This window comes from Mesorhizobium sp. LSJC269B00, assembly GCF_000502815.1.
In the GTDB taxonomy this organism is placed as follows: domain Bacteria; phylum Pseudomonadota; class Alphaproteobacteria; order Rhizobiales; family Rhizobiaceae; genus Mesorhizobium.
Window position 1 is genome coordinate 83,165 of sequence record NZ_AYVN01000005.1, and the last position, 22,944, is coordinate 106,108.

The 22,944-nt window shown below is 64.0% G+C and carries 19 protein-coding genes; 6 read left to right on the forward strand and 13 right to left on the reverse strand.

Translation table 11 applies throughout. From position 1 onward, the window contains the following. Positions 1 to 54: 54 nt before the first annotated feature. The 5 genes from X771_RS151310 to X771_RS151290 all read right to left on the reverse strand — a co-directional run bounded on the left by X771_RS151310 (position 55) and on the right by X771_RS151290 (position 6,699). Positions 55 to 1,677: a dipeptide ABC transporter ATP-binding protein gene (locus X771_RS151310; protein WP_023688143.1), complete on the reverse strand. Its 1,623-nt coding sequence runs from the start codon at positions 1,675 to 1,677 to the stop codon at positions 55 to 57. Then, positions 1,674 to 2,543 carry an ABC transporter permease gene (locus X771_RS151305; protein WP_023688144.1) on the reverse strand — a complete coding sequence of 290 codons (870 nt, stop codon included), beginning with the start codon at positions 2,541 to 2,543 and terminating at the stop codon, positions 1,674 to 1,676. The genes X771_RS151310 and X771_RS151305 overlap by 4 nt, the downstream gene beginning before the upstream one ends. Beyond that, positions 2,540 to 3,487, reverse strand: a complete 948-nt coding sequence (locus tag X771_RS151300; RefSeq protein ID WP_023688145.1) for an ABC transporter permease — start codon at positions 3,485 to 3,487, stop codon at positions 2,540 to 2,542. The genes X771_RS151305 and X771_RS151300 overlap by 4 nt, the downstream gene beginning before the upstream one ends. A 334-nt stretch (positions 3,488 to 3,821) precedes the next feature. Further along, positions 3,822 to 5,297: an ABC transporter substrate-binding protein gene (locus X771_RS151295; RefSeq protein WP_023688146.1), complete on the reverse strand. Its 1,476-nt coding sequence runs from the start codon at positions 5,295 to 5,297 to the stop codon at positions 3,822 to 3,824. Positions 5,298 to 5,418: 121 nt separating this feature from the next. Beyond that, on the reverse strand, positions 5,419 to 6,699 hold the full coding sequence (locus X771_RS151290) for an acetylornithine deacetylase/succinyl-diaminopimelate desuccinylase family protein (RefSeq protein WP_023688147.1): 1,281 nt from the start codon (positions 6,697 to 6,699) through the stop codon (positions 5,419 to 5,421). A gap of 223 nt (positions 6,700 to 6,922) precedes the next feature. Here X771_RS151290 and X771_RS151285 point away from each other — a divergent pair, with 223 nt between their 5' ends. Then, positions 6,923 to 7,354, forward strand: coding sequence for a L,D-transpeptidase (locus X771_RS151285; RefSeq protein ID WP_023681747.1), 432 nt, complete (start codon positions 6,923 to 6,925; stop codon positions 7,352 to 7,354). A gap of 13 nt (positions 7,355 to 7,367) precedes the next feature. On the opposite strand, the gene X771_RS151280 is transcribed toward X771_RS151285, so the two are convergent. The 7 genes from X771_RS151280 to X771_RS151250 all read right to left on the reverse strand — a co-directional run bounded on the left by X771_RS151280 (position 7,368) and on the right by X771_RS151250 (position 16,193). Then, a complete protein-coding gene (locus X771_RS151280) occupies positions 7,368 to 8,375 on the reverse strand; it encodes a lipid A biosynthesis lauroyl acyltransferase (RefSeq protein ID WP_031202684.1) in 1,008 nt (335 codons plus the stop codon). Between the two features lie 4 nt (positions 8,376 to 8,379). Beyond that, a complete protein-coding gene (locus X771_RS151275; RefSeq protein WP_023688149.1) occupies positions 8,380 to 9,408 on the reverse strand; it encodes a zinc-binding dehydrogenase in 1,029 nt (342 codons plus the stop codon). A 36-nt stretch (positions 9,409 to 9,444) separates the two neighbouring features. Further along, positions 9,445 to 10,716 (reverse strand): beta-ketoacyl-ACP synthase, encoded by a 1,272-nt coding sequence (locus X771_RS151270; RefSeq protein ID WP_023688150.1) that lies wholly within the window; start codon positions 10,714 to 10,716, stop codon positions 9,445 to 9,447. A gap of 42 nt (positions 10,717 to 10,758) precedes the next feature. Next, a complete protein-coding gene (locus X771_RS151265) occupies positions 10,759 to 11,949 on the reverse strand; it encodes a beta-ketoacyl-ACP synthase (RefSeq protein WP_023688151.1) in 1,191 nt (396 codons plus the stop codon). Positions 11,950 to 12,004: 55 nt separating this feature from the next. Then, complete coding sequence (locus X771_RS151260) at positions 12,005 to 12,286, reverse strand: acyl carrier protein (protein WP_010909964.1); 282 nt, start codon at positions 12,284 to 12,286, stop codon at positions 12,005 to 12,007. Positions 12,287 to 12,495: 209 nt separating this feature from the next. Continuing rightward, entirely contained in the window at positions 12,496 to 13,044 is a 549-nt protein-coding gene (locus tag X771_RS151255) for a histidine phosphatase family protein (protein WP_023688152.1), read from the reverse strand. Between the two features lie 98 nt (positions 13,045 to 13,142). Next, positions 13,143 to 16,193 (reverse strand): caspase domain-containing protein, encoded by a 3,051-nt coding sequence (locus X771_RS151250; RefSeq protein WP_023688153.1) that lies wholly within the window; start codon positions 16,191 to 16,193, stop codon positions 13,143 to 13,145. A 145-nt stretch (positions 16,194 to 16,338) separates the two neighbouring features. On the opposite strand from X771_RS151250, the gene X771_RS151245 reads away from it, so the two are divergent. The 3 genes from X771_RS151245 (at position 16,339) to X771_RS151235 (ending at position 20,217) form a co-directional block, all read left to right on the forward strand. After that, entirely contained in the window at positions 16,339 to 17,289 is a 951-nt protein-coding gene (locus tag X771_RS151245; RefSeq protein ID WP_023681741.1) for an AEC family transporter, read from the forward strand. Positions 17,290 to 17,540: 251 nt separating this feature from the next. Next, complete coding sequence (locus tag X771_RS151240) at positions 17,541 to 18,998, forward strand: NAD-dependent succinate-semialdehyde dehydrogenase (RefSeq protein ID WP_023670445.1); 1,458 nt, start codon at positions 17,541 to 17,543, stop codon at positions 18,996 to 18,998. Between the two features lie 193 nt (positions 18,999 to 19,191). Then, complete coding sequence (locus tag X771_RS151235; RefSeq protein WP_023688154.1) at positions 19,192 to 20,217, forward strand: aldose epimerase family protein; 1,026 nt, start codon at positions 19,192 to 19,194, stop codon at positions 20,215 to 20,217. A 4-nt stretch (positions 20,218 to 20,221) separates the two neighbouring features. Here the strand turns inward: X771_RS151235 and X771_RS151230 are convergent, their stop codons facing one another. Next, on the reverse strand, positions 20,222 to 21,142 hold the full coding sequence (locus tag X771_RS151230) for a sugar kinase (RefSeq protein WP_023688155.1): 921 nt from the start codon (positions 21,140 to 21,142) through the stop codon (positions 20,222 to 20,224). Positions 21,143 to 21,296: 154 nt separating this feature from the next. Here X771_RS151230 and X771_RS151225 point away from each other — a divergent pair, with 154 nt between their 5' ends. Then, entirely contained in the window at positions 21,297 to 21,740 is a 444-nt protein-coding gene (locus tag X771_RS151225) for a FixH family protein (RefSeq protein ID WP_023688156.1), read from the forward strand. 4 nt (positions 21,741 to 21,744) lie between these two features. After that, positions 21,745 to 22,944, forward strand: a complete 1,200-nt coding sequence (locus X771_RS151220; RefSeq protein WP_023688157.1) for a cytochrome c peroxidase — start codon at positions 21,745 to 21,747, stop codon at positions 22,942 to 22,944.

Consider the following 22,944-nt stretch of genomic DNA (forward strand, 5'->3'; position numbering starts at 1 on the left):
TGTGACCTTTCATCGTGCCACTGGCACGATGAATTCGCTGCGCGAACCGGTCACTTACCCCTGTTCCTGCATACGGTGAGCGATCGCCCGATGCAGATCGGGCGCAGCCGCGATCAGCGCCCTGGCCGCCTCCGACTGCGGATGATCGAGCACGTCACCGGTCTTGCCGCGCTCGACGATCCTGCCGTCATGCATGACCAGCACCTCATCGGTGATGGCGCGGGCGACGGTCAAATCGTGGGTGATGAAGAGATAGCCGATGCCGAGCTTCTGGTTGAGCTCTGCGAACAGATCGAGGATCTGGGCGCGGATCGAGACGTCGAGCGCCGAGACCGGCTCGTCGGCGACGACCAGCTTCGGCCTAGTGATGATGGCGCGGGCGATCGACAGGCGCTGGCGCTGGCCGCCGGAAAACTCATGCGGATATTTGTCCATGTCGCTGGTGCCGAGGCCGACCTCGTGCAGCGCATGCGCCACCATCTCGCGCCGCTCAGCCGGTGTCGGCTTCGTCTCCAGTACATGCAGCGGCTCGGCGACCAGTTTTACGACCTTCTGGCGCGGGTCGAAAGAGCCGTAGGGATCCTGGAACACGACCTGCATGTCGCGCCGCGCGGCTTTGAGCTCCGCCTCGCTTTTGCCGGTTATGGTCTCGCCGCGAAAGCGGATCGTTCCCGATGTCGATTTGTCGAGCGCCAGGATCATGCGGGCAAGCGTTGACTTGCCGCAGCCGGAGCGGCCGACCAGCGCCACCGATTGGCCCGGCGCCAGCGACAAGGACACGTCGTCGACGGCGCGGATCGGAGCCGCTGACTTGAACAGGGAGGTGCGCCGGCCCGGATAGTCCCGTGTCACGCCTTCGACCTCAAGCAGCGGTTTGCCCTGGCCGGCGGCGTGAACCTTGGCGCGCGCGGGCACGTGCATGGAGGCCAGCGCCAGCTGGCGCGTGTAGGGATGCAGCTGTTCCGACAGCGTGCGTGCGGTGTCGCCGGCTTCCATCACCTCGCCATGGCGCAGAATGGTGATGCGGTCGGCCATTTCGGTGACGACCGCGAGATCGTGCGAGATCAACAGCAGGCCCATTCGGTTTTCGCTGACAAGGCCGCGCAAGAGGTCGAGGATCTGCGCCTGCAGCACCACGTCGAGCGCCGTGGTCGGCTCGTCGGCGATGAGCAGCTTGGGTTTCAATGCGCAGGCAATGGCGATGACGACGCGCTGGCGCTGGCCGCCCGACAGTTCGTGCGGATAGCGCGACAGCGGGAATTTGGCCTCCGGCAGGCCAACGCGGTCGAGCATTTTGCGCGCGCGGTCTTCGGCGTCGGCACGGCTTGCCCTAGTGTGCCAGCGTATGCCTTCGGCGACCTGCTCGCCGATGGTCTTGACGGGGTTGAGCGCCGTCATCGGCTCCTGGAACACCATGCCGATGTCGTCGCCGCGCAGCGCGCACATCTGGTCCTCGGTTGCGGCCAGAATATCGATGCCGTCGAAGGTCACGCGGCCGGTGGCGCGCGCCGCATGCGGCAGAAGCTGCATGATGGTCAGCGCCGTCATCGATTTGCCGGAACCGGATTCACCGACCAGGCCCATCACCTCGCCGGGCGCGACGGAGAGCTCGACCCCTTTCAGGATCGGCGTGTCGCCGACGGCCAGCGACAGGTTCTCGATCTGCAGCAGGCTCATCGCTGCCGCCGCGATTTCGGGTCGAGTATGTCGGCGATGCCGTCACCGAGCAGATTGAGCCCAAGCACGGTGATGACGATGGCCATGCCGGGGAAGATCGCCATCCAAGGCGCCACCACCATGCGCGTCTGCGCGTCGAACAGCATGCGGCCCCAGCTCGGCATTGGCGGCTGGGCGCCGAGGCCGACATAGGAGAGACCGGCTTCGGCCAAAATGCCGAGCGCGAACTGGATGGTGCCTTGCACCAGAAGCAGCGTGGCGATGTTGGGCAGCACGTGCTCGATTGTAATCTGCGTCTTGCTCTTGCCGGCGGCGCGCGCGGCGAGAATGAACTCGCGTGGCCAGATCGCCAGCGCGCCGGCGCGGGCGACGCGCGCAAACACCGGGATGTTGAAGATGCCGATGGCGATGATGGCGTTGATCGCGCCCGGTCCGAAGATGGCGGTGATCATGATCGCCGACAGCAGCGCCGGGAAGGCGAAGACGAGGTCGTTCAGCCGCATCAGCGCCTCGTCGACCAACCCGCCGCGCGCCGCGGCGAAGGCGCCGAGCGGCACGCCGACGCCCATGCCGATGCCGACCGCGACCAGCGCCACGGCGATCGAGTTGCGGGCGCCGACCATGATCATCGACAGGATGTCGCGGCCGAAATGATCGGTGCCGAACCAGTGCGCCGCAGAGGGCGCGAGCGTCTTGTCCGAGATCACCAGTTTGGTCACGTCGTAGGGCGTCCAGACGTAGGAGATGACCGCTATTGCAGCCACCAGCACCGTGATGGCGAAGCCGATGAGGAAGGAGCGGTTGCGGAAGGCCTTGGCCAGAATGCTGCCCAACGTCTCCTGCGGGATGTCGATGTGCAGCGTCATTGCCGGCCTCGAAGGCGCGGATCGACGATGGCGTAGGAGACGTCGACGACGAGGTTAACGGCAATGACGGCGACGACCAGCAGCATGACGATGCTTTCGACGACGATCAGGTCGCGCTGAGTGATCGCCTGGAACACCAGCCGTCCGAGGCCGGGGAGATAAAAGACGTTCTCGATGATGATGGTGCCGGCGAGCAGGAAGGCGAATTGCAGGCCCAGAATGGTCAGAACCGGGATCATCGCGTTGCGCAGCGCGTGCCGCCATAGTACGGCACGATAGGGCAGGCCCTTGGCGCGGGCGGTGCGGATATAATCCTCGTTCAGCACCTCGAGCAGCGCGGAGCGGGCAACGCGCGCCAAGATCGCCGCCTGCGGCAGCGCAAGTGCTACGGCCGGCAGCAGCAGCGATTTCAGCGCCGGCCAGACACCGGCGCTCCAGCCGGGAAAGCCGCCGGCCGGCACCAGCCGCAGCCAGACGGCAAAGAGGTAGATCAGCATCAGCGCGAACCAGAAGTTCGGGATGGCGACGCCGAGTTGGGCGGCGCCCATGGCGACGGTGTCGCCGGCCCGCCCGCGCCGGCTGGCGGAATAGAGCCCGACCGGGATGGCAATGATGGTCGACAGCGCCAGCGCCATCAGCGCCAGCGGCAGGGAAACCGCCATGCGCTCGCGGACAAGATCGATGACCGGCACCGAATAAGTGTAGGAGCGGCCGAAATCGAGGCTGAGCAGGCCGCCGACCCAGTGGAGGTAGCGCAGGAGAAGCGGCTCGTTGAGGCCCATCTGGTTGCGCAGGAGCTCGACCTGCTCGGCGCTGGCGTTGAGGCCGAGCATCAGCCGCGCCGGGTCGCCAGGCAGGATTTCGAGCACGGCGAAGACGACCATCGAGGCCAGGATCAAGGTGGCGATGGCAATCGCGAGGCGTTTGAGGAGGTAGGCGGTCATGGTGGAGGGAATGGTGCGTTGCCAAGTGCGATGACTGAGCAAAGGCAGCGTTCTGTCACACCCCCCTCTGTCCTACCGGACCCGGCCCTTCGCTGTCGCTTCGGGCGTTCGTTGTTCGGAAAGCCAAGCAGTTGGCTTTCCGTCCGCTGCGCGGACCACTCCTCACCCCCCGCAAGGGGGGAGATCAGCAGTTTCTGTGTCGTCGACCAGCGTTCAACGTTCGCGATAGGCGAAAGCGGAGACGAGAGCCCAATCTCCCCCCTTGCGGGGGAGATGCCCGGCGGGGCAGAGGGGGGTGTGACGGAGCGCAAACGCCGCCCTTTGGCCCGCCGCCTCAATCCGCCCACTTCACCTTGGTCAGGTCATTCGCCTGGATCGGCGCGTTTTCCCACAGGCCCTGCAGCTTGGCGTCCCAGACGCCGACCTTCGGCAGTTCATAGAGGAAGCCGACCACGGCGTCGTCGGCCAGGATCTTCTGTGCTTCGCCGAGCAGCGTGTTGCGCTTGGCGTCGTCGGAGGTGAGGTTCAGCTCGGCGATGATCTTGTCGAAGGCGGGGTTGTCGTAGTTGAAGTAGTAGTCCTCGCGCGAGTAGATATCGATGTCGTTGGGCTCGGTGTGGGAGACGATGGTCAGGTCGTAATCCTTCTTGGTGAACACCTGATCCAGCCACTGCGCCCATTCGACCGGAATGATTTCCAGGTCGATGCCGACGTCGCGCAGCTGCGAGGCGATGATCTCGCCGCCAAGCCGTGCATAGGAAGGCGGCGGCAGTTTCAGCGTCGCCTTGATGCCGTTTTCGAAGCCGGCTTGCTTCAGCAGCTCCTTGGCCTTGTCGACATTGTGCGGGTACAGGCCGGTGAGGTCGACATACGCCTTGCTGGCGGGCGACATGTGCGAGCCGATCGGCACGCCGAGGCCGGCCGAGGCGCCGTCGATGATCGCCTTGCGGTCGAGCGCGAAGGCAATTGCCTGCCGCACCTCGAGCTTGTCGAAAGGCGGCTTCTTGTTGTTGATCGCCAGAATGGTCTCGCCCTCAGTCGAGCCGATCACCACCTTGAAGCGCGGATCGTCCTTGACCTGCGCGACGCTGTCGGGATCGAAGAAAGGGAAAGCCTGGATGTCGCCGGAGAGCAGCGCCGGCACGGCGGCAGCGGCGTCGGGAACGATGCGGAACTCGGCCTTGTCGAGGAACACCGGGGCGCCCCAGTAAGTGTCCGATTTCACCAGCGTGATCGACGAGCCCTTGGCCCAGCTCTGGAATTTGAACGGGCCGGTGCCGATGGGCTTTTCCTTGTTGGTGTCGGCGCTCTCGGGCGCCACGATCACCGCGTCGCCCCAGCCCAGATTGTAGAGGAACGACCCCTGCGGGTTCTTCAGCGTCACCTTGACCGTTGTCGGATCGACGACTTCGACCGTATCGATGGCGGCGAACAAGGCCTTTTGCGCGTTTACGGAATTGTCGGCACGGGCGCGGTCGAGCGAGAACTTCACGTCGCCGGCGTCGAAATCGCTGCCGTCATGGAATTTGACGCCGGTGCGCAGCTTGAAGGTGTAGACCTTGCCGTCGTCGGAAATGGCCCAGCTCTCGGCAAGGTCGGGCAGCACTTCGCCATTCGGGCCGATGCGGGTCAGGCCCTCGAAGACGTTGGCGTAGAGCACTTCGTCGATCGCCGCGGCAGCACCGGCGGTCGGATCGAGATGTGGCGGCTCGAGCGTAATGCCGATCACCAGGTCGGTGCGTGCGGCAAATGCCTGACTGCCGGCCAGTGCCAGCACTGCGGCGGCAAGAATGGTTTTCCACAATTTCATCGTGCAACTCCCAAATGCTCGAACCCTGGTGCGATAGAAGCGTGATTTCGAGGTGGAGTAAATTGCGTTTCGTGCTCTGCAGCGGCGCGGGGAGGAATGTTTTTTCAGCGAAGCCGATGGTTCAGTCCGCGGCCGTGCCCCTGAGCAGCACATTCAGCCCGATCGCCATCACCTTGGCCGACTCCACCATATCAGAGATGCCGACCCATTCGTCGGACCGGTGGGCGAGGTCCAAAACGCCCGGGCCATAGGCGATGCAATCATAGATGTGGCCGATGCGGGCGATGTGCTTCTGGTCGTAAGTGCCTGGTGAAATGACATATTCCGGCTCGCGGTCGAAGATCGCCATGATGCCTTGCGCCACCGCCTTGACCACCGGCGCGTCGCGCTCGGTCATCAGCGGCAGCACCTCCATCAGGTCGCGAATCTCGTAGTCGAACTTTTTGCGCTCGCGCTTCAGCCGGTCGAGGATATCGGTCACCTCGCTCTTGACCGTGGCAAGGTCCTCCTCGAGCAGGAAGCGGCGGTCGATGGTCAGCCGGCAGGCGTCGGGCACGTTGGGCGAGGGCAGGCCGGGGCGGAAATCCTCGGTCTGGCCGCCATGGATCGAGTTGATGTTCATGGTCGAGCGCTTTGCGCCTTCGGGCACGACAGGCATGCGCGTCACCTTGCGGTCGAGCGCCGGAAACAGGTCATCCTCGAAGGCCTGCAGCACGGCGCCCATGTGGCGCACGGCATTGTCGCCGAGGAACGGCATCGAGCCATGCGCGATCTCGCCCTTGGTCTCGATCTCCGCCCACCAGACGCCGCGATGGCCAAGACAGATGCGGTCCTTGTTCAGCGGCTCGGGGATGATGACGTGGTCGACCTTGGGTTTCGAGAAATAGCCAAGCTTCGCCAGATGGGCGACGCCGCCGAAGCCGCCGGACTCTTCATCGACGGTGCCGGAGATTTCGATGGCGCCAGGAAAGTCGGGGAATACCTCCATGAAGGCTTCCGCCGCGATGATCGAGGCGGCCATGCCCCCTTTCATGTCGCAGGCGCCGCGCCCGTAGACCTTGCCGTCCTTCACCACGCCGGCAAAGGGATCGACGCTCCAGCCCTCGCCGGCTTCGACCACATCGATGTGCGAGTTGAAATGGACACAGGCCCCAGGCGAGCGGCCGTCGAAGCGTGCGACGACATTGACGCGGGGATAGCGGTCGGTGTCGCCGGGCGTGCCTGCGGCGCGGATGAATTCGGTTTCGAAGCCAAGCCTGCCTAGGCGCGCACCGATATATTCGGCGCAGGGGCGATAGGCTTCGCCGGGCGGGTTGATGGTCGGGAAGCGGATCAGGTCGGCGGTCAGTGCGACCAGGTCATCAACACGGGCGTCTATCGCTTTGAAGAGTCGTTCGTTCATTCCCGGATTTGAGCAGGCAAGGGGGTGGTTTTGCAAGCATCGCGCCACTGGCGCCGAAACTTCGTGTCGCAGCGGCAACTAAGGCGGGAAAATCGTTCAAATTCGCTGCTTTAGATTGGCGAATTTATCAAGGAGTGTGTGTTAGATCACTCACCTGTCGTTAAAAAGATGAAAAACCGCGTGATGACAGGGCAGGCAAGGGGCATCAAAGGGGTTTGATCTCATGACTAAAATCGTTCTCATGGCAGCTGCTTTTGCTGCGATGCTGTTCGGCACGTCCATCGAAAGCAGGGCTGCCTCGCTGGTGGCCAGCATCGACGTCTCGTCGCAGACCATGACCGTCAGCCAATACGGCCAGGTGCTTTATCGCTGGAGCGTGTCGACCGCGCGCAGCGGCTATTTCACGCCGCGCGGCACCTATCGGCCGCAACGCACGGCGCGGATGTGGTATTCGAAAAAATACCACATGTCGCCAATGCCTTACTCGGTGTTCTTCCATGGCGGCTACGCCATCCACGGCACCGGCGCGGTCAGGCAGCTAGGGCGTCCGGCATCGCATGGCTGCGTGCGGCTGCACACCGCCAATGCCGCGATGTTCTATGCGATGGTGCGCGAAGTCGGCTTCGGCAATACGCGGATCGTTGTGACGAACTGAGGCTTTCGACGACTTAAGATTGACGCTGCCCCTGGCCGGTGGCGTTGGCCTGTCCGCGCCGGCGGCGACGCCGGCCTGAGATTTCCCACCTTTTGTGGAACCACATCCACTGTCCCGGATCCTCGCGCACCCAGCGCTCGACCACGTTGGCGAGCAGTTGGGTGGTGGCCGCGACATCGACGCTGCCGCTTTCATTGCGCGGCAAGGTCAGCTTGTCCTCGATCTCGAGGCGGAAGCGGTTGCCAGGCAGCCGCACACATCGCGCCGGATAGACGTCGCAATCATAGTGACGGGCGAGCATGCCCAGAACCGGATTGCTCTGGCATGGGCGATTAAAGAAGATCGTCTCCAGTCCGCTGGAGAATTTCTGGTCGACCAAAACGCCGATATTGCCGCCTTTCTCCAGAATCGACGCCAACGCGAAGGAGGCGCCGGTCGAAGACGGCAGCAAGGCGCCCATGCTCGAACGCCGCGTCGAATGGATATAATCGGCGAGGTAGGGATTGTTCGGCGGACGAAACAGCGCGGTGATCTTCATGCCGAACGTCGCGGCAGCCACCGGCAGCAATTCAAAATTGCCGAGATGGCCGGTGAACAGGATATGCGGTTTGTCCTCGCCAGCTATCTGATGGAAATGATCGGCGCCGCCAACTTCGACGCGGCCGGGCGTCGCTGCGTTCGGATCATAGTCGAAGAGCGCGTCAAGAAAGATGTATTCGGCGGCGAGCCGGGCCATGTTGCCCCACATGTCGGAGGCGATGGCCTCGATCTCGACATCGCTCTTTTCGGGATAGGCAAGGCGCAGATTGTCGATGGCGACACGGTGGCGCCCGACCCGCGGACCGATGCGGCGTGCGGCGCGGTCGGCAAAATTGAGCGCGCTGTCGGCGGGCAAAAGGCGCAGCAGCGAAATGATCGTCATCGCCGCACGCGCAACCAGCCAGTGCTCCATCTGGCGCAGCCGCCTGCCATAGCGGAACATGAAGTCCCGGCGGGCTTTCTTGAACACCTTGCCGACCATAGTCCTAAGAAACGCGCAGGATGATCTTGCCGAACACGTCGCGGCCTTCCATGCGCTTCAGCGCGGCGTCGATGCCGTCGAAGCCGACCTCGGTGTCGATAACAGGTGCTACCTGTCCCGCCGCCATCTTCTGCATGGCGTTGGCCATGTTCTCCATGCGGCAGCCGAAGGACCCGAGCAGCTTCAGCTGCTGCTGGAACAGCTGCATCAGATTGATCTGGGTCGACACGCCGGAGGTCGAGCCGCAGGTAACGAGGCGGCCGCCGCGCTTGAGGCACAGCATCGAGGCGGCAAAGGTGTCGGCGCCGACATGTTCGAACACGACATCGACGCCCTTCTTCCTGGTAAGCTTGCGCACGACGCCTTCGAAACGATCGTCGCGGTAGTTGATGACATGGTCGGCTCCGAGCGCCTTGGCCTTGTCGATCTTGTCGTTGGACCCGACCGTGGTGATGATGGTGCAACCCATGCGCTTGGCCAGCTGGATCGCCGCCGAGCCGATGCCGGAGCCCCCGGCATGGATGAGGATGGTTTCGCCGGGCTGCAGCTTGGCATTGTCGAACAGCATGTGCTCGACGGTGCCGAAGGTAACGGGTGCGACAGCCGCGCCGACATCGCTCACGCCGGGAGGAGCAGGGACCAGCAGGCGCGCCGGCAGGTTGATCTTCTCCTGCGCAAAGCCGTCGAGATGGAAGCCGTGGACGCCCGAGACATGTTCGCAGAGATTGTCACGGCCTTCGCGGCAGGCGCGGCAAAGGCCGCAGGTGCGCGCGCCGTAGATCGACACCAATTGTCCGGGCAGCAGGCTGGAGACGCCGGGGCCGACAGCCTCGACCTCGCCGGAGGCCTCGGCGCCGACGACCAGCGGCAGCTTACGCTTGGCGAAGGCCATCCCACGCCAGCCCCAGACGTCGATATGGTTCAGCGCCACCGCCTTGATGCGCAGCGTGACTTCGCCCAATGCGGGGGGCGGCGGGGGCGGCAGGTCCACCGTTTCAAGACGGCGGTCCTCGATAAGTTGCAGTGCGCGCATGGGGCCTGTCAGTTCAGTCTGGCTGAAAAAGGTCGCTTAGACCGGTTCCCGCGCCATGACAAGGCAGGTGTTCTGGCCGCCGAAGCCGAACGAGTTCGAGAGCACGGTGCCGACTTCGGCATTGCGCTTCTTGTTGGGCACCACGTCGAGCACGATTGCCGGGTCGGGATTGTCGTAGTTGATGGTCGGCGGAATCACGCTTTCGCGCATGGTCATCAGCGAAAACGCCGCTTCGACAGCACCCGCCGCCGACAGCGTGTGGCCGATCATCGACTTGTTCGACGAGACCGGCATCGAGCCGATGCGATGGCCGAACACGGTCGACAGCGACAGATGCTCCATCTTGTCGTTTTCCGGTGTCGAGGTGCCGTGAGCGTTGACGTAGTCGATCTCGTCCTTGCTCAGGCCGGCATCGGCAAGGGCGGCGCGGACTGCTGCGATCGCCGGCGAACCGTCGGGCTTGGAACGGGTGCGATGGAAATCGTCGGCCTTTTCACCGCAGCCGCGCAGGATGCCGAGAACGCTGGCGCCCCGGGCAAGGGCTGCCTCAAGCGATTCCAGCACCAGAGCGCCGGAGCCTTCCGCCAGCACAAAGCCGTCGCGGTCCTTGGAGAAGGGTTTTGACGCCTTTTCAGGGATGTCATTGTGGGTCGACAGCGCCGAGAGCAGCGAAAAGCGGATCAGCGCCTCGGCGGTTGCCGAACCGTCGGCGCCGATGGACAGCGCCCGGTCGCATTCGCCGCGGCGGATCGCCTCGACGCCGAGCTGGATGGCGGTGGCGCCCGAAGCGCAGGCCGTCGACAGCGTGATCGGCAGGCCGCGCGTGCCAAAGCGGTCGGCCAGCCGGTCGGCGATCGCTCCGAACTGCGTGCTTGCGAACGTATCTGTTTCCTTCAGCCCGCGCGCCACCCTGAGCAGCCTTTCGGCGCCGGCGCCTTTGCCGTCGGAATTGTAGAGCGCGAAGCGATCCTGCCAGTCGAGTTCGACCGGCGGCGAGGCGAGGAACAGAGGCCCGCCAAAATCAGAGGAATCGAGGCCGGATTCGGCCACCGCCTCCTTCGCTGCGGTTTCGGCCAGCTCGTAGGTCAGCAGGCTGGCGCCTTTCGAGCTTGAGTCGAGGAAGTCGACCATGCCGGAGATGCGGGTGTTGAGGTGGTCGACGGGAAAGCGGGTGATCGGGTGGATGCCCGATGTGCCGGAGGTCAGTGCCGCCCAGTTATCGGCCTTGCCGATGCCGAGCGACGTTACCACGCCGATGCCGGTGACGGCGACGATCGGCCTGCCCATGTGATCTCTGAGATTGGCCATCCGGAACCTCTTAACTTTGCAGCACGATCGCGCAGCGCTGCTTCAAGCAACGTTGACCAGCGCCATGCCCTCGAATTGGTGATAGCCGATCGCCGTTGCGAGCACGGTTTCGGGAATGCCTTCGAACGGCTTCTCGGCCGCGGCGTCGAATACGGGGTAGGCGGCCTTGCGGTCGACGGCCAGGGCGGCGAGGGCGACCGCGAATGGAAACTGCGCTTCCTTCATATGCCCGGTCAGCGTGGCGAAGCCGCGCGCCGATATCGCCGGATTGGCATCCAGCGCTGACTTTTCGGCTGACGTTGCGGTATGCGCCCCGGATGCGCCCGACAGGGCCAGCAACTTGCCGTTCGGGAGAGCCGCCTGTTTGAGCAATGCCGCGATCTCGGCGTCAAGCTCGCCGCGCGAGCGCCGGGCGCGGCCTGAGACGACCGGTCCGAGCTCGGCATAGATTTTCCGCCCACGCCTTTGCGCGTGTTCGCGCTGCTCCAGCACCAGGAAGGCGCCGCCGGAGCCGGAGACCAGGCCGCCGCCCTCGGCGCCCTGTCTCTGCCAGACCGGCTTCCATGGGCCGCGATGCAGATAACCGGCCAATTCATAGCCGAGCAGCATGTCGGAATGTTCGGTCTGGAAGGCGCCGCCGACCAGTATGTGCGTCGACTGTCCGGAGCGGATGCGCGCGGCGGCGGTCTCGACGGCCGCGACGCCGGCACCTTCCTCGCCCATGAAGGTCCTCGACGACCCCGTCACCTTGTGGACGATGGAGATGTTGCCGGCGAGCAAATTGGAGAGCTGGGCCAGGAAAAGGGTCGGCCGCAATTCGGTGGTCAGTTTCTCGTTGAGCAGCACGTCGCGGTCGTTGCGGCTCTCGGACGCTGCGAGGATGGCGGCATCGACCGCCTCGTCCCGCTCGCCGCCGCCGGCGGCCACCACCATGTCCATCGTCGTGCAGAGATCGTCATTGCCCTTGATGCCGGCGTCATCCAGCGCCATGCCGGCGGCATAGGTGCCCAGCCTCTGCCAGGTTTCCATCTGCCGCTGGTCGCCGCGCTTGGCGATCTGCAGGTTCCAGTCGATCTCCGGCAGGGGATGCACGGTGTAGGGCGCAAAGCGTGCGGATTCGAGCACCGGCTGCAGGCCCGGCTGCGCCAGCTTCTGCCAGTGGGTATCCGGACCCTCTCCCAGCGAGGAGACAAGGCCGATACCGGTGATGACGACGTCGCGAGGGCTGCTCATGAGCGGCTTTGTGGGTCAGGCGGCGCAGCCCGTCAAGGCCGCGCGCCAGCCGATATCAGGCGGTCTTGGCGGCGACCAGCGCGTCGATCTTGGCGCACAGGTTCTTCATGACGAAGTAATCGTCGGTCGAAGCCTTGCCGTCATTGACTTCCTGGGTCCACTTTTCCAGCGGCACCTTGATGCCGAATTCCTTGTCGATGGCAAAGACGATATCGAGGAAATCGAGACTGTCGATTCCGAGATCGTCGATCGTGTGGCTCTCGGGAGTGATGGTGTCGATATCGATCTCGCTGGTGTCGGCAATGATCTTGGCGACTTTGTCGAACGTGGTGGACAAGGGCTCTTCCTTCGGTTGCGGGCGGAATCTGTCCGCATCTGGTTTGGGCGCTGTCTAATCGGTTTTTTCCGGCAGGAAAAGGCCTGATGCGCCGGGCGCAGATGGGATGGCCCTCCCGTGAAGACAAGAAGGGCCGCCCGACAAGCCGGCGGCCCTCCCAGTTGACGTTACGTCAGCTTAGTTTTCACGGAGCTTGACCACTGGCTTTCTCAGAACGTGACGCGGCCGAGCACGCGCAAGCCATCGCCCTGCGGCTCGACCACCACCGCTTCGCCCTCGCGCGGCGAGACGCCGGTCAGCGCGACGATGTTTTCGAGATGCGTGACCATGACCAGATTGTCGGAACCGGTGTAGGCGCGGATTTCCTTCATCACCGCGTCGAGCTGCGCGGCCTTCTCGGTCGGATCGCTCCTCAGGAGGTCGAGCGGCGCAAAAAGCTCCGGCTCCGCCTCGAAGGCGATGCGGGCGGTGTCGAGGCAGCGGCAATAGCGGCTGGACAGCACCCGCTCGATGGGGGCGGCGCGGGCGCCGAACAGCGCGCCGATCTTGCTCGCCTGCTGCTTGCCGCGCGCCGATAGATTGACCTGGGTGGCGCAGTTGTCGATGTCGAAATTGGCGGGGTCGGTGGAGCCGGTGACCAGTGCGTGGCGAAGCAGTACGACATGGCCGCCGTCACGCAGCAGCGCCCAGCCGGCGTCGGTCGCGTGGGCGACGGCGGGAACAGCAAGCAGGAACAGCGACAGCACAAATCGAATCATCGAAACCTTTCCGGGAGCCGGATGCCGCTCCGGTCATTCTGATATAGGGATCGGAAAGCCGGCACAAAGACAAGCGAAAGGCGAACCCTCGGTTCGCTTCACATTTTCGCCATTTGCTTCTTCGCCAGCTCGATCTTCTGATCGGTGAGCGGGATAGGGATCGTGTAGCCGGCTTCGGTGAAGCCCTGCTTGGCGTTCTCGAAGAATTCGATCGCCTTGAGATATTCCGGCTTGCCCGCGCCATAGCTGGCGCGGTTCCAGTGGACGTCGCCGATATTGTTCTGCTCGAAGGCCCACTGCAGCGGCTGACTTTCGCGCGTAAACACCTTCAGCGCCGCCGTGAACGCCGCTTCGGCGTCGTTGAGATATTTGTCGGTCCGCTGGAGATTGCCGAGATTGAGCAGGCTCATACCGATGCCATTTTGAGCGTTGGCCCAGTCGACCGGCGCGGCCTCGATGGTGAGTATTTCGAGCGCTGCCCGCCGCGCCGCAATCGAATCCTGCAGCGTCTTGGCATCGCCATTGCTCATGTTCAACCAGTGCAGCGTCGAGCCCAGGCCGGCCTGGGCCATTGCCCATTGCCGCGGGTTGGTCTCGCGCTTGTACTCGCGCAACGCATTGCCGTAGGCGTCGACCGCCTCGCTGTAATGCTCGGGCTTGTCGGTGACGCCGCCGAGAAGCTGCAGCGTGTTGCCGAGATTGTAGTAGCTCATCGCCCAGTCCTGCGGGAACTTCCGCCTGACATAGACCTGCCGTGCCGCCTGGAAGGCTGCCGCCGACTGTTCCAGCTTGGCCGCATCACGGGTGCGCTGGCCCAGCGTCTGATAGATCGAGCCGAGATTGTTCTGGGCTGACGCCCAGTCCATCGGGAAGCGCTTGCGGGTAAACACCGTCAGAGCGTCGTCATAGGCAGCAGCAGCTTCTTCGAGCGTAGCCGTGCCCATATCGAAGCGGGCGATACCGCTCAGCGCATTGCCCAGGTTGAGGCGGCTGGTCGCCCAGGACACCGGGAAAGTTTCGCGGGTTCGCACTTCCAGCGCGGCGCGAAACGCGTCGGCCGCCTCGTTGATCTTCGCCTTGTCGTTGAGCTGGATGCCAAGCGTTACAAGCGTGTTGCCGAGATTGTTCTCGACCATCGCCCATTCCACGGGTGCTTTCTCGCGTGTGTATTCCTCAAGCGCCAGCCGGTAGGCTGCTTCCGCCTGCGTGAGATGCTCGCCGGCAGGCTCACGCTCGGAGAGTGCATAGAGCGCGAGGCCTAGATTGTTCTGCGAACCGGCCCAGTCCAACGGCAGCTTGTCGCGCGGACGCTTCTCAAGGGTGGCGCGCGTCGCCGCCACCGCTTCATTGAGACGCTGCGGGTCGCTCTCGCGTTCGCCGATCTTCAGAAGCACGTTGGCCAGGTTGTTCTGCGCCGCGGCCCAGTTGCGGTCGTCCTTCTCGCGCTCGAACACCACCAGCGAATCGCGGAAAATCACCGCTGCTTCTTCGAGATGCGCAGTCTCGGTTTCGCGCTCTCCAATGGTCTGCAGCACCACCGCCATGTTGTTGCGGGTGATTGCCCAGTCGCGATTCTGTTCGCCGTTGGGGATGAAGTTCAAGATGGTGCGATAGGCCTCGATGGAGTGCTGCAGCGCATCGAGGTCGCCGGTGGCGTAGCCATGAGCGTTCAACGCCTCGGCCTCCTGGTTCTTGTAGTTCCAGCGCAGCTTTTCGTCCCACTTCTCGACCAACGAATACGCCTTGGCATAGTCGTTGGCGGCGGATTTGTAGTCGAAGACCAGCGCGGCGGCGTCGGCGCGTTTGGCATAGATGGCGGCGTCGGCGATGCGCTTTTGCCGGAGCAGGTCCTCGGCCTCGTCGACCGCACCGCTGTTTTCCTCGATCCGGCCGACCGCGTCGTCGAGGAATTTGCGCGCCGTCACCATGGCGCCCTGGCCTATGGCCTTGTCGGCGGATGCGACCAGGCGACTGATCTCGGGATCGCCGGTGCGCAGCGCGGCGCGCTCGGCCATCATCTTCTTCAGACGCTCGGCCTGGCTGTCCAGCACCTTCTGCAGGTCGTTCGGATCCTCAGGGATCTTTTCCGTGCCGAGCGCCTTGAGCACGCCGTAGAGCGCGTCAAGGGGCACGCCGTCCTGCAGAGAAGCCAACTCCACTTGAGCCCGTTTGGGATCGGGCAGGTCGGAAATGGTCAGCAGCAATTGCCGCCGCTCACCGGTGATCAGCCCGTCGTCGCCGGTCGGTTCCGGCGGCGCGACGCCGAAATAGAGCAGGCGACGCAGGCTCTCGCTGACCCAGGGGCGCTGCTTTGCCTTGGTGTCGAGATAGACCTCTTCGGTGACCATGCGCATGACCGAGCCGAATTCCGTGCCTTTCATCGCGGTGAGGTGGCGCAGCAGGGCGGCGGCGTAGGGGCTGTTTTCGCCGGCTGCGCCATCAAGCGCGGGTCGGCCCGGCTCGGCGGCGAAGCCGACGACGGTTCCCAGGCTGGCATCATCCACTGAGGCATCGGCGAGGGCCTTGGCGCCGCGCACCGGCTCCAGCCCACCGGCGCCGACAGGCTCGGCGGAAGCCGTCGGCCCGCGGCGCACGACCGCGTCCGGCGGAAACGGGTTGGTGCGGCAGGCGTCAAGCAGCACGATCGTCACCGGCACGGTCTTTTTCAGCTCGTCCATGACGGCTGAAATCGGCACCAGCGCCTCACCGGCATTTTTCAACGACGAGACGTCGGCATCGACCGGCACCAGATAATTCTCGCCGCCCGCCTCGATGCCGTGGCCGGAATAATAGATGAAGGCGACGTCGGCGCCTTCGGCGTCCTCGACAAACCGATCGAGATCGCGCTTCAGCTTGGCGGCATCGCGATCGGTGACGTTGCCGGCGTCGAAGCCGAGGTCGGTCAGCATCTTGGCCATGTCGCGGGCGTCGTTGGCCGGGTTGGCAAGGGCTGCGATGTGTTCGTATTTCGACTGGCCGATGATCAGCGCCACGCCCTTGAGACTCTTGGTCTCGGCGGCCTGGGCCTCAGATACGCCAAGGCAAAGCAGTATAGCGACATAACCCGCCAGCCACCCCTGTCTGACCAGCCACACTTGTCTGACCAGCCACTCCCGTCTGAAATGACGCTGTTTCGGCGTCGCAATCATTCGCTGTGTGTCCGCCCTGATGATCCCAAGCCTGTATAGCGCTGCCACCCGACCATGATCAAATTCAGGCGCCGGGCGGATCTAGGATCAGTTTCTGAAGATCATGGCGATTGCGCTGGAATCCGGGCTCGCCTATCCCTGAAAAATGTCTCCGCTCACCGAAACCGTTCTTTTCGTCTTCAGCCTCGTCGCGCTCGGCTATGTCACCGGGCTCACCGGCTATCTGAAACCGGCCAGCGGGGACGGCATCTCCGAATTCGCCATCAACGTCGCGATGCCGCTGCTGCTGTTTCGGACGATGGTGAATTCGGATTTCCACGGCGTGGCGCCCTGGTCGCTGTGGGGTGCTTATTTCGCGGCGGTTGCAATGACATGGGCCGCCGGCCATCTGGTGACGACACGGATCTTCGGGCGGGACGCGCGCACCGGCATCGTCGGTGGAGTGTCGTCATCCTTCTCGAATGTGGTGTTGCTGGGCATTCCCTTCGTTCTCGGCGTATTCGGGTCCAGCGGATTCGAAGTGCTGTCGCTGCTCGTTTCCGTGCATCTGCCGACCATGATGATGGCTTCGATCATCATGTTCGAGATATTTGGCCGCGGCGGCAGCGAGCCCGTACACCCGCTGCGCATCATCCAGAGCTTTCTGAGAAGACTGTTCACCAATCCGTTGATCATCGGCATCCTGGCCGGGCTGGCATGGCGCCTCACCGGCGCGCCGCTGCCGAACCTTGCCATGCGACTGGCCGATGCGCTGGCTAACACCGCCGGGCCGGTGGCGCTGTTCGCCATGGGGCTCAGCCTGCGCCGTTTCGGCATTTCCGGTAACATCCGACCGGCGCTGGCGCTGTCGACGCTGAAACTGTTCCTGATGCCGGCGCTGGTGCTCGGCCTGGTCTGGCTGTTTGGCCTGCCGCCCTTGACGGCCAAAGTGGCGGTCGTGGTGGCGGCGCTGCCGTCCGGCATCAATTCCTATCTCATCGCCGTGCAGTTCAACACCGGCCAGGCGCTGGCGTCGAACCAGATGACCATCGCCACGGCAAGCGCGGTTGTTACAACCGCCTTTTGGCTGACGGTGGTGGTGCATGTCTTTGGGTAGGCTTGGTCTTCTGTAAGGCTGGTCTTTGGCAAGGCTGGTCTTTGACAAGGCTGCGGCCCAAACTAATTTACATGTGAATTTTCTCTGGCGTTGGGCTGGCCCAAAGCCTATATGCCATCTTGCAATTGCTTGCCGGGCTTGCCCTAGGTAAAGAGCAGTGGCTTCAGCGTGTCGGCTCCGCCGCCATTGTGCACGCTCGTTCAAGAGATCCAGGAAACCGGCCCGTCAGTGCGCCGAACGGAGGCTAGACCATGCTGCAGAAAACCAGCCATTTCATGCGCCAGGCCAATCTCATCAACGGCGAATGGGTGCAGGCCGACAGCGGCCAGACGGTCGACGTCAACAACCCGGCCACCGGTCTCAAGATCGGCACCGTGCCGAAGTCGGGCAAGGCGGAAACCCGCCGCGCCATCGAAGCCGCAAGCGAAGCCTTCAAGACCTGGCGCAAGACGACCGCGCTCGAGCGCTCGAAGCTGTTGCGCAAGCTGCATGACGCGATGATGGACAATCAGGATGTGCTGGCCGAACTGCTCACCATCGAGCAGGGCAAGTCGCTCGCCGAATCCAAGGGCGAGATCGGTTCGGCCGCCGCCTATATCATGTGGTTTGCCGAGGAAGGCCGCCGCACCTATGGCGATGTCGTGCCATCGCCATGGGGCGATCGCCGCATCCTGGTGACCAAGGAGCCGGTCGGCGTCATTGCCGCCATCACGCCGTGGAATTTCCCCTCCTCGATGCTTGCCCGCAAGCTTGGCCCCGCGCTTGCCGCCGGCTGCACCGCCGTGGTCAAGCCGGCCTCGCAGACGCCGTATTCCGGCCTTGCATGGGGCGCGCTCGCCGAGGAAGTCGGCTTCCCCAAGGGCGTCATCAACATCCTGACGGGTGCTGCCGGCGAAATCGGCGACGAGATCTGCGCCAATCCGCTGGTGTCGAAGATCACCTTCACCGGCTCGACCGAGATCGGCAAGCTGCTGATTCAGAAGTCGTCCGTCACCGTCAAGAAGGTCTCGATGGAACTCGGCGGCAATGCGCCGTTCCTGGTCTTCGACGATGCCGACCTCGATCGCGCCGTCGCCGGCGCCATCACCGCCAAATACCGCAATTCAGGCCAGACCTGCGTGTGCACCAACCGCTTCCTGGTGCAGGCCGGCATCTACGACAAGTTTGTCGAGAAGCTGGCCGCTGCCAGCAATGCGCTGAAGGTTGGCTCGGGCCTGGAAGAGGGCGTGCAGCAGGGACCGCTGATCGACGTGAAGGCGGTCGAGAAGGTCGAGGAATTCATCGCCGACGCCACGTCGAAGGGCGGCAAGGTCGTTGCCGGCGGCAAGCGCCACGCGCTTGGCGGCTCATTCTTCCAGCCGACCGTCATCGCCGATGCGAAGCCCGACATGCGCTTCATGAAGGAAGAGATTTTTGGCCCGATCGCCCCGGTGTTCAAGTTCGAGACCGAGGAGGAAGCCATTGCGCTCGCCAACGACACCGAGTTCGGCCTGGCCGCCTATTTCTACACCGGCGACCTCGGCCGCGCCTTCCGGGTCATGGAAGGCCTGAAATACGGCATGGTCGGCGTCAATGAAGGCCTGATCACCACGCCGGAAGCGCCGTTCGGCGGCGTCAAGGAATCGGGCCTCGGCAAGGAAGGCGGACATCAGGGCATCGAGGATTATCTCGACACCAAATATGTCTGCATCGGGGGTCTCGGCCTCTAAATCATTCACGGGCAGGGCAGGCCGCGCGCCTGCCCTTGCCAGACGACATTCAGCCGGACTGGAGCGGTTCAGCGTTTCACGGAAACGCCGAACCGCTCCAGTTCTTTGTTTTTTGCAATTCCGGACGGAAAACCGTTTCACACTTTTCCTGGAATTGCTCTAAGTCGACAGATCGATGAATTAGCATTTGGACATAGCGATGAAGGACGGCGAAGTCTTCGGCACGACGCAGGCAGGCGAACCCGTTCGCCGTTTCACCATCCGGGGCGGCGGCGTCAGCGCCAACATCATCGGGCTCGGCGCAATCATCCAGGATCTGCGGCTCGCCGGGCACGACGCGCCGCTGGTGCTGGGCTACGATCGCTTCGAGCCTTACGAGACTGACCGGGCCTTCTTCGGCGCGGTCGTCGGCCGCTATGCCAACCGCATCCGCGACGGCCGCTTCACCATTGCCGGCCAGCGCTACCAGACCGAGCGCAATTTCCTCGGCAAGCACACGCTGCATGGCGGCTCGGAGGGCTTCTTCCATCGGCCGTGGACGGTTTCGCTGCACGGCCGGGATTTTGTCACCCTGACCCTGCACGATCCTGAGGGCACGATGGGCTTTCCCGGCGCGCTCGACGTCACCTGCACCTACCGGCTGAAGATTCCCGGCACGCTCTCGATGGAACTGACCGCCACCTGCGAGGAGCCGACGCTGTGCAATCTGGCGCAGCATTCCTATTTCAATCTCGACGATGGCGGCGCCGGCGACATTCTCGACCACCGGCTGATGCTGAACGCCGGCGCCTATACGCCTGTCGATGGCGAGATGATCCCGACCGGCGTCGTCAAACCTGTCGACGGCACGCCCTTCGACTTCCGCCAGGCGCGGCCGCTGCGGATGGAAACGGAAGGCGAGCAGCTTCCCTACGACGTCAATTTCTGCCTGGCGTCAGCCCGGAGCCCGCTTCACCAGGTGGCGTGGGCGCAAGGCGCCAATTCCGGCGTCGAGATGGAAGTCTGGACCACCGAGCCGGGCCTGCAGCTTTACACCGGCCAGTATGTCGCGCCGACCTCGGGCGGCCTGGACGGACGGCGCTACAAGGCGTTTTCCGGCTTTTGCCTGGAAGCGCAGACATGGCCCGACGCGCCGAACCGGCCCTATTTCCCACAGGCCACGCTGTGGCCGGGCCAGATCTATCATCAGGTGACGGAATATCGTTTCAGGCTTCCCTAAGGTCTTAGCCCTCGAAAGCGGTTCTTAGAACCTCGAACGGCGCCAGCGCGCCTCGCACCTGCACGACAGCGGCGGCGACGCGATGCGCGCGCTGCACGGCATCCGCCGGGGCATGGCCGGCAAGCCGGGCGGCGAGATAGCCGCCATTGAAGGAATCGCCGGCGCCGGTGGTGTCGACCGGGGTGGCGACATGCTGGGCCGGAACCGGCTGCAGGGCTCCGCCAGTGGCGATCAGCGCGGGTTCCTCGCCATTCTTGACGACGACTTCGCCGACCAGTTTTCCGAACCGCTCGGCGGTCGCTTGCGATGCCGTGTCGCCAAACAGCATCTGCTCGTCGGGAAAGGTCGGCAGCGCGATGTCGGTGACGGCAAGCGCGTCGAGGATCGCGGCTTGCGCCTCCTCGCGGCTCTGCCACAGGCGCGGCCGGTAGTTGGGGTCGAAGGCGACGAGCGAACCGGCAGCCCGCGCCTTGGACACTTCCGCCAGCAACGTCTTGCGCGCGGCGGCATCCAGAATTGCCAAAGTGATTCCGGAAAAATACACAAGAGCCTGGTTTTCAAGGCTTTTTGCCAAGGCGGCCGGGTGCGAGGCGAGCCGCCTGGCCGCCGCGTCGCTGCGCCAGTAGGTGAAGGCGCGTTCGGCGCCGGTCAAGGTGATGGCGTAGAGGCCGGGCCGCGCGCCTGGGATGACCGGGCTGGCGCCGATGTCGATGCCGTTTTCGGCGAAGAACGAAATCTGGCCCTGCGAGAAGGGATCGTCGCCGAAGGCCGAGACATAGGTCGCCGGCCGCTCGCCGCTCAGCGCATGCAGCGCCCACAGCGTGTTGAACGTGTCGCCGGCAAAGCCCATGCGCCAGTTCGGCCCGGCCTGGCCGGACAGTTCGAGCATGCATTCACCGATCGAAGCGACGCCGTCTGCTGCCATGTATCTGTCTCCGGATCAGTTCGCTGCTGTAGCTTTTTGCGGCCGGCAGCGCCATGCTTGGCGGCGGCGGTTTTTTGCGCCAGAAGCGTTTTCCCACAGAAGCGGCGGGACGCGAATTGCTTCCCGAGACGTTATGTCCAGAAGAGGAACCGGTTTGGCATCGATATGGCGTTATCTTCTTGCGGGCGTTGGTCTGGCCGCCTTGCTGGCTGGCATATTGGCGATCGTCTATCTGACCGCGCCGCAGTCGGCGCCGGGCCCGGATATTTCGCGCTCGAAGAAGACGGCGAACGGCTTGTTTGTCGCCAGCATTCAGCCGGAACGCGGCGTTATCCGGCAAGGCGAACTGCAATCCTGGTTGCTGACCCTGAAGACGGTCAAGGGCGATTCCGTGGAAGGTGCGGCGATCTCGGTGTCCGGCGGCATGCCGCAGCACAATCACGGCTTGCCGACCAGTCCGCAGGCGACCGATTATCTTGGCGAGGGGCGCTACAGGATCGAGGGGCTGAAATTCACCATGAGCGGCGTGTGGCAGTTGCGCTTCGCCATTTCGGCGGCGGCCGGTTCCGACACGGTCGTCTTCAACGTGGTGCTGTGAGCGGATGAACCGCCTGTTGCGCCTTCTGGCATTGGCGGCGGTCTTGCTCGTTGCCGGCTGCGGCAAACCGGATTTTTCCGATGCCGAGAAGAAGACCATCGCTTCGCTGGCGCTGAACACCTTGCCGGCGCTCAAACCCGACACCACCAACCGGTTCGCCGACGTGCCGGCCGCCGCCGCCTTGGGCTCCACTCTGTTCTTCGACCAGGGCATGAGCCGCGACGGTAACGTATCCTGCTCGACCTGCCACAAGATCGACCGGCAGTTCCAGGATGACCTGCCGCAATCCGTCGGTGTCGGCCGCACCAACAGGCGCTCGATGCCGCTGGCCGGCATCGCCCGCAATCCTTGGTTCTTCTGGGATGGACGGCGCGACAGCCTGTGGGCGCAGGCGCTGACGCCGCTGGAAAATCCGCTCGAGCAGGCGGGGAACCGCGCGGCCTTCGCGCATTACATCCAGAAGCGCTTTGGTGCGCGCTACGAGCGCATCTTCGGGCCACTGCCGGATCTTTCCGCCGTGCCGGCCAACGCCAGCCCGCTTGGCAACGAGGCCGAGCAGGCGGCATGGAAGGGAATGACCGCGGCCCAAATGGACGACGTCAACCGCGTCTTTTCCAACATCGGCAAGGCGATCGCCGCCTTCGAACGGTCGGTCGAACCGGCACAGACGCGCTTTGACCGCTTTGCCATCGATCTTGCGTCAGGCGCCAAGTCGAAAGCCGACGATGCCTTTTCGCCGGAGGAGATGCTCGGGCTGAAACTGTTCATCGGCAAGGCCAATTGCGTCACCTGCCATAACGGCCCGCGCTTCACCGACAACGCTTTCCACAACACCGGCGTGCCGCCGGTCAGGGATTTGCCATTGGATCGCGGCCGTTTCGATGCGGTGGCCCAGGTTCAGGCCGACCCATTCAACTGCTTCGGCGCCTTCCGCGATGGCGACGCCGGCGCCTGCGGCGAGCTGCGCTTCATCGTCAAGGCAGCACCCGAACTGATGCGCGCCTACAAGACGCCGTCGCTCAGGGGCGCGGCGACACGGCCGCCCTATATGCATGCCGGACAGTTCTCCACGCTGGAGGAGGTGGTGGCGCACTATGCGAAGGCGGAGGCGAGCGTCGAGGGCACCTCCGAGGTCCACCCGCTGCAGCTGTCGGACCGCGAACGCGCGGCGCTGGTGGCGTTTTTGAAGACGCTGTCGGAGTGA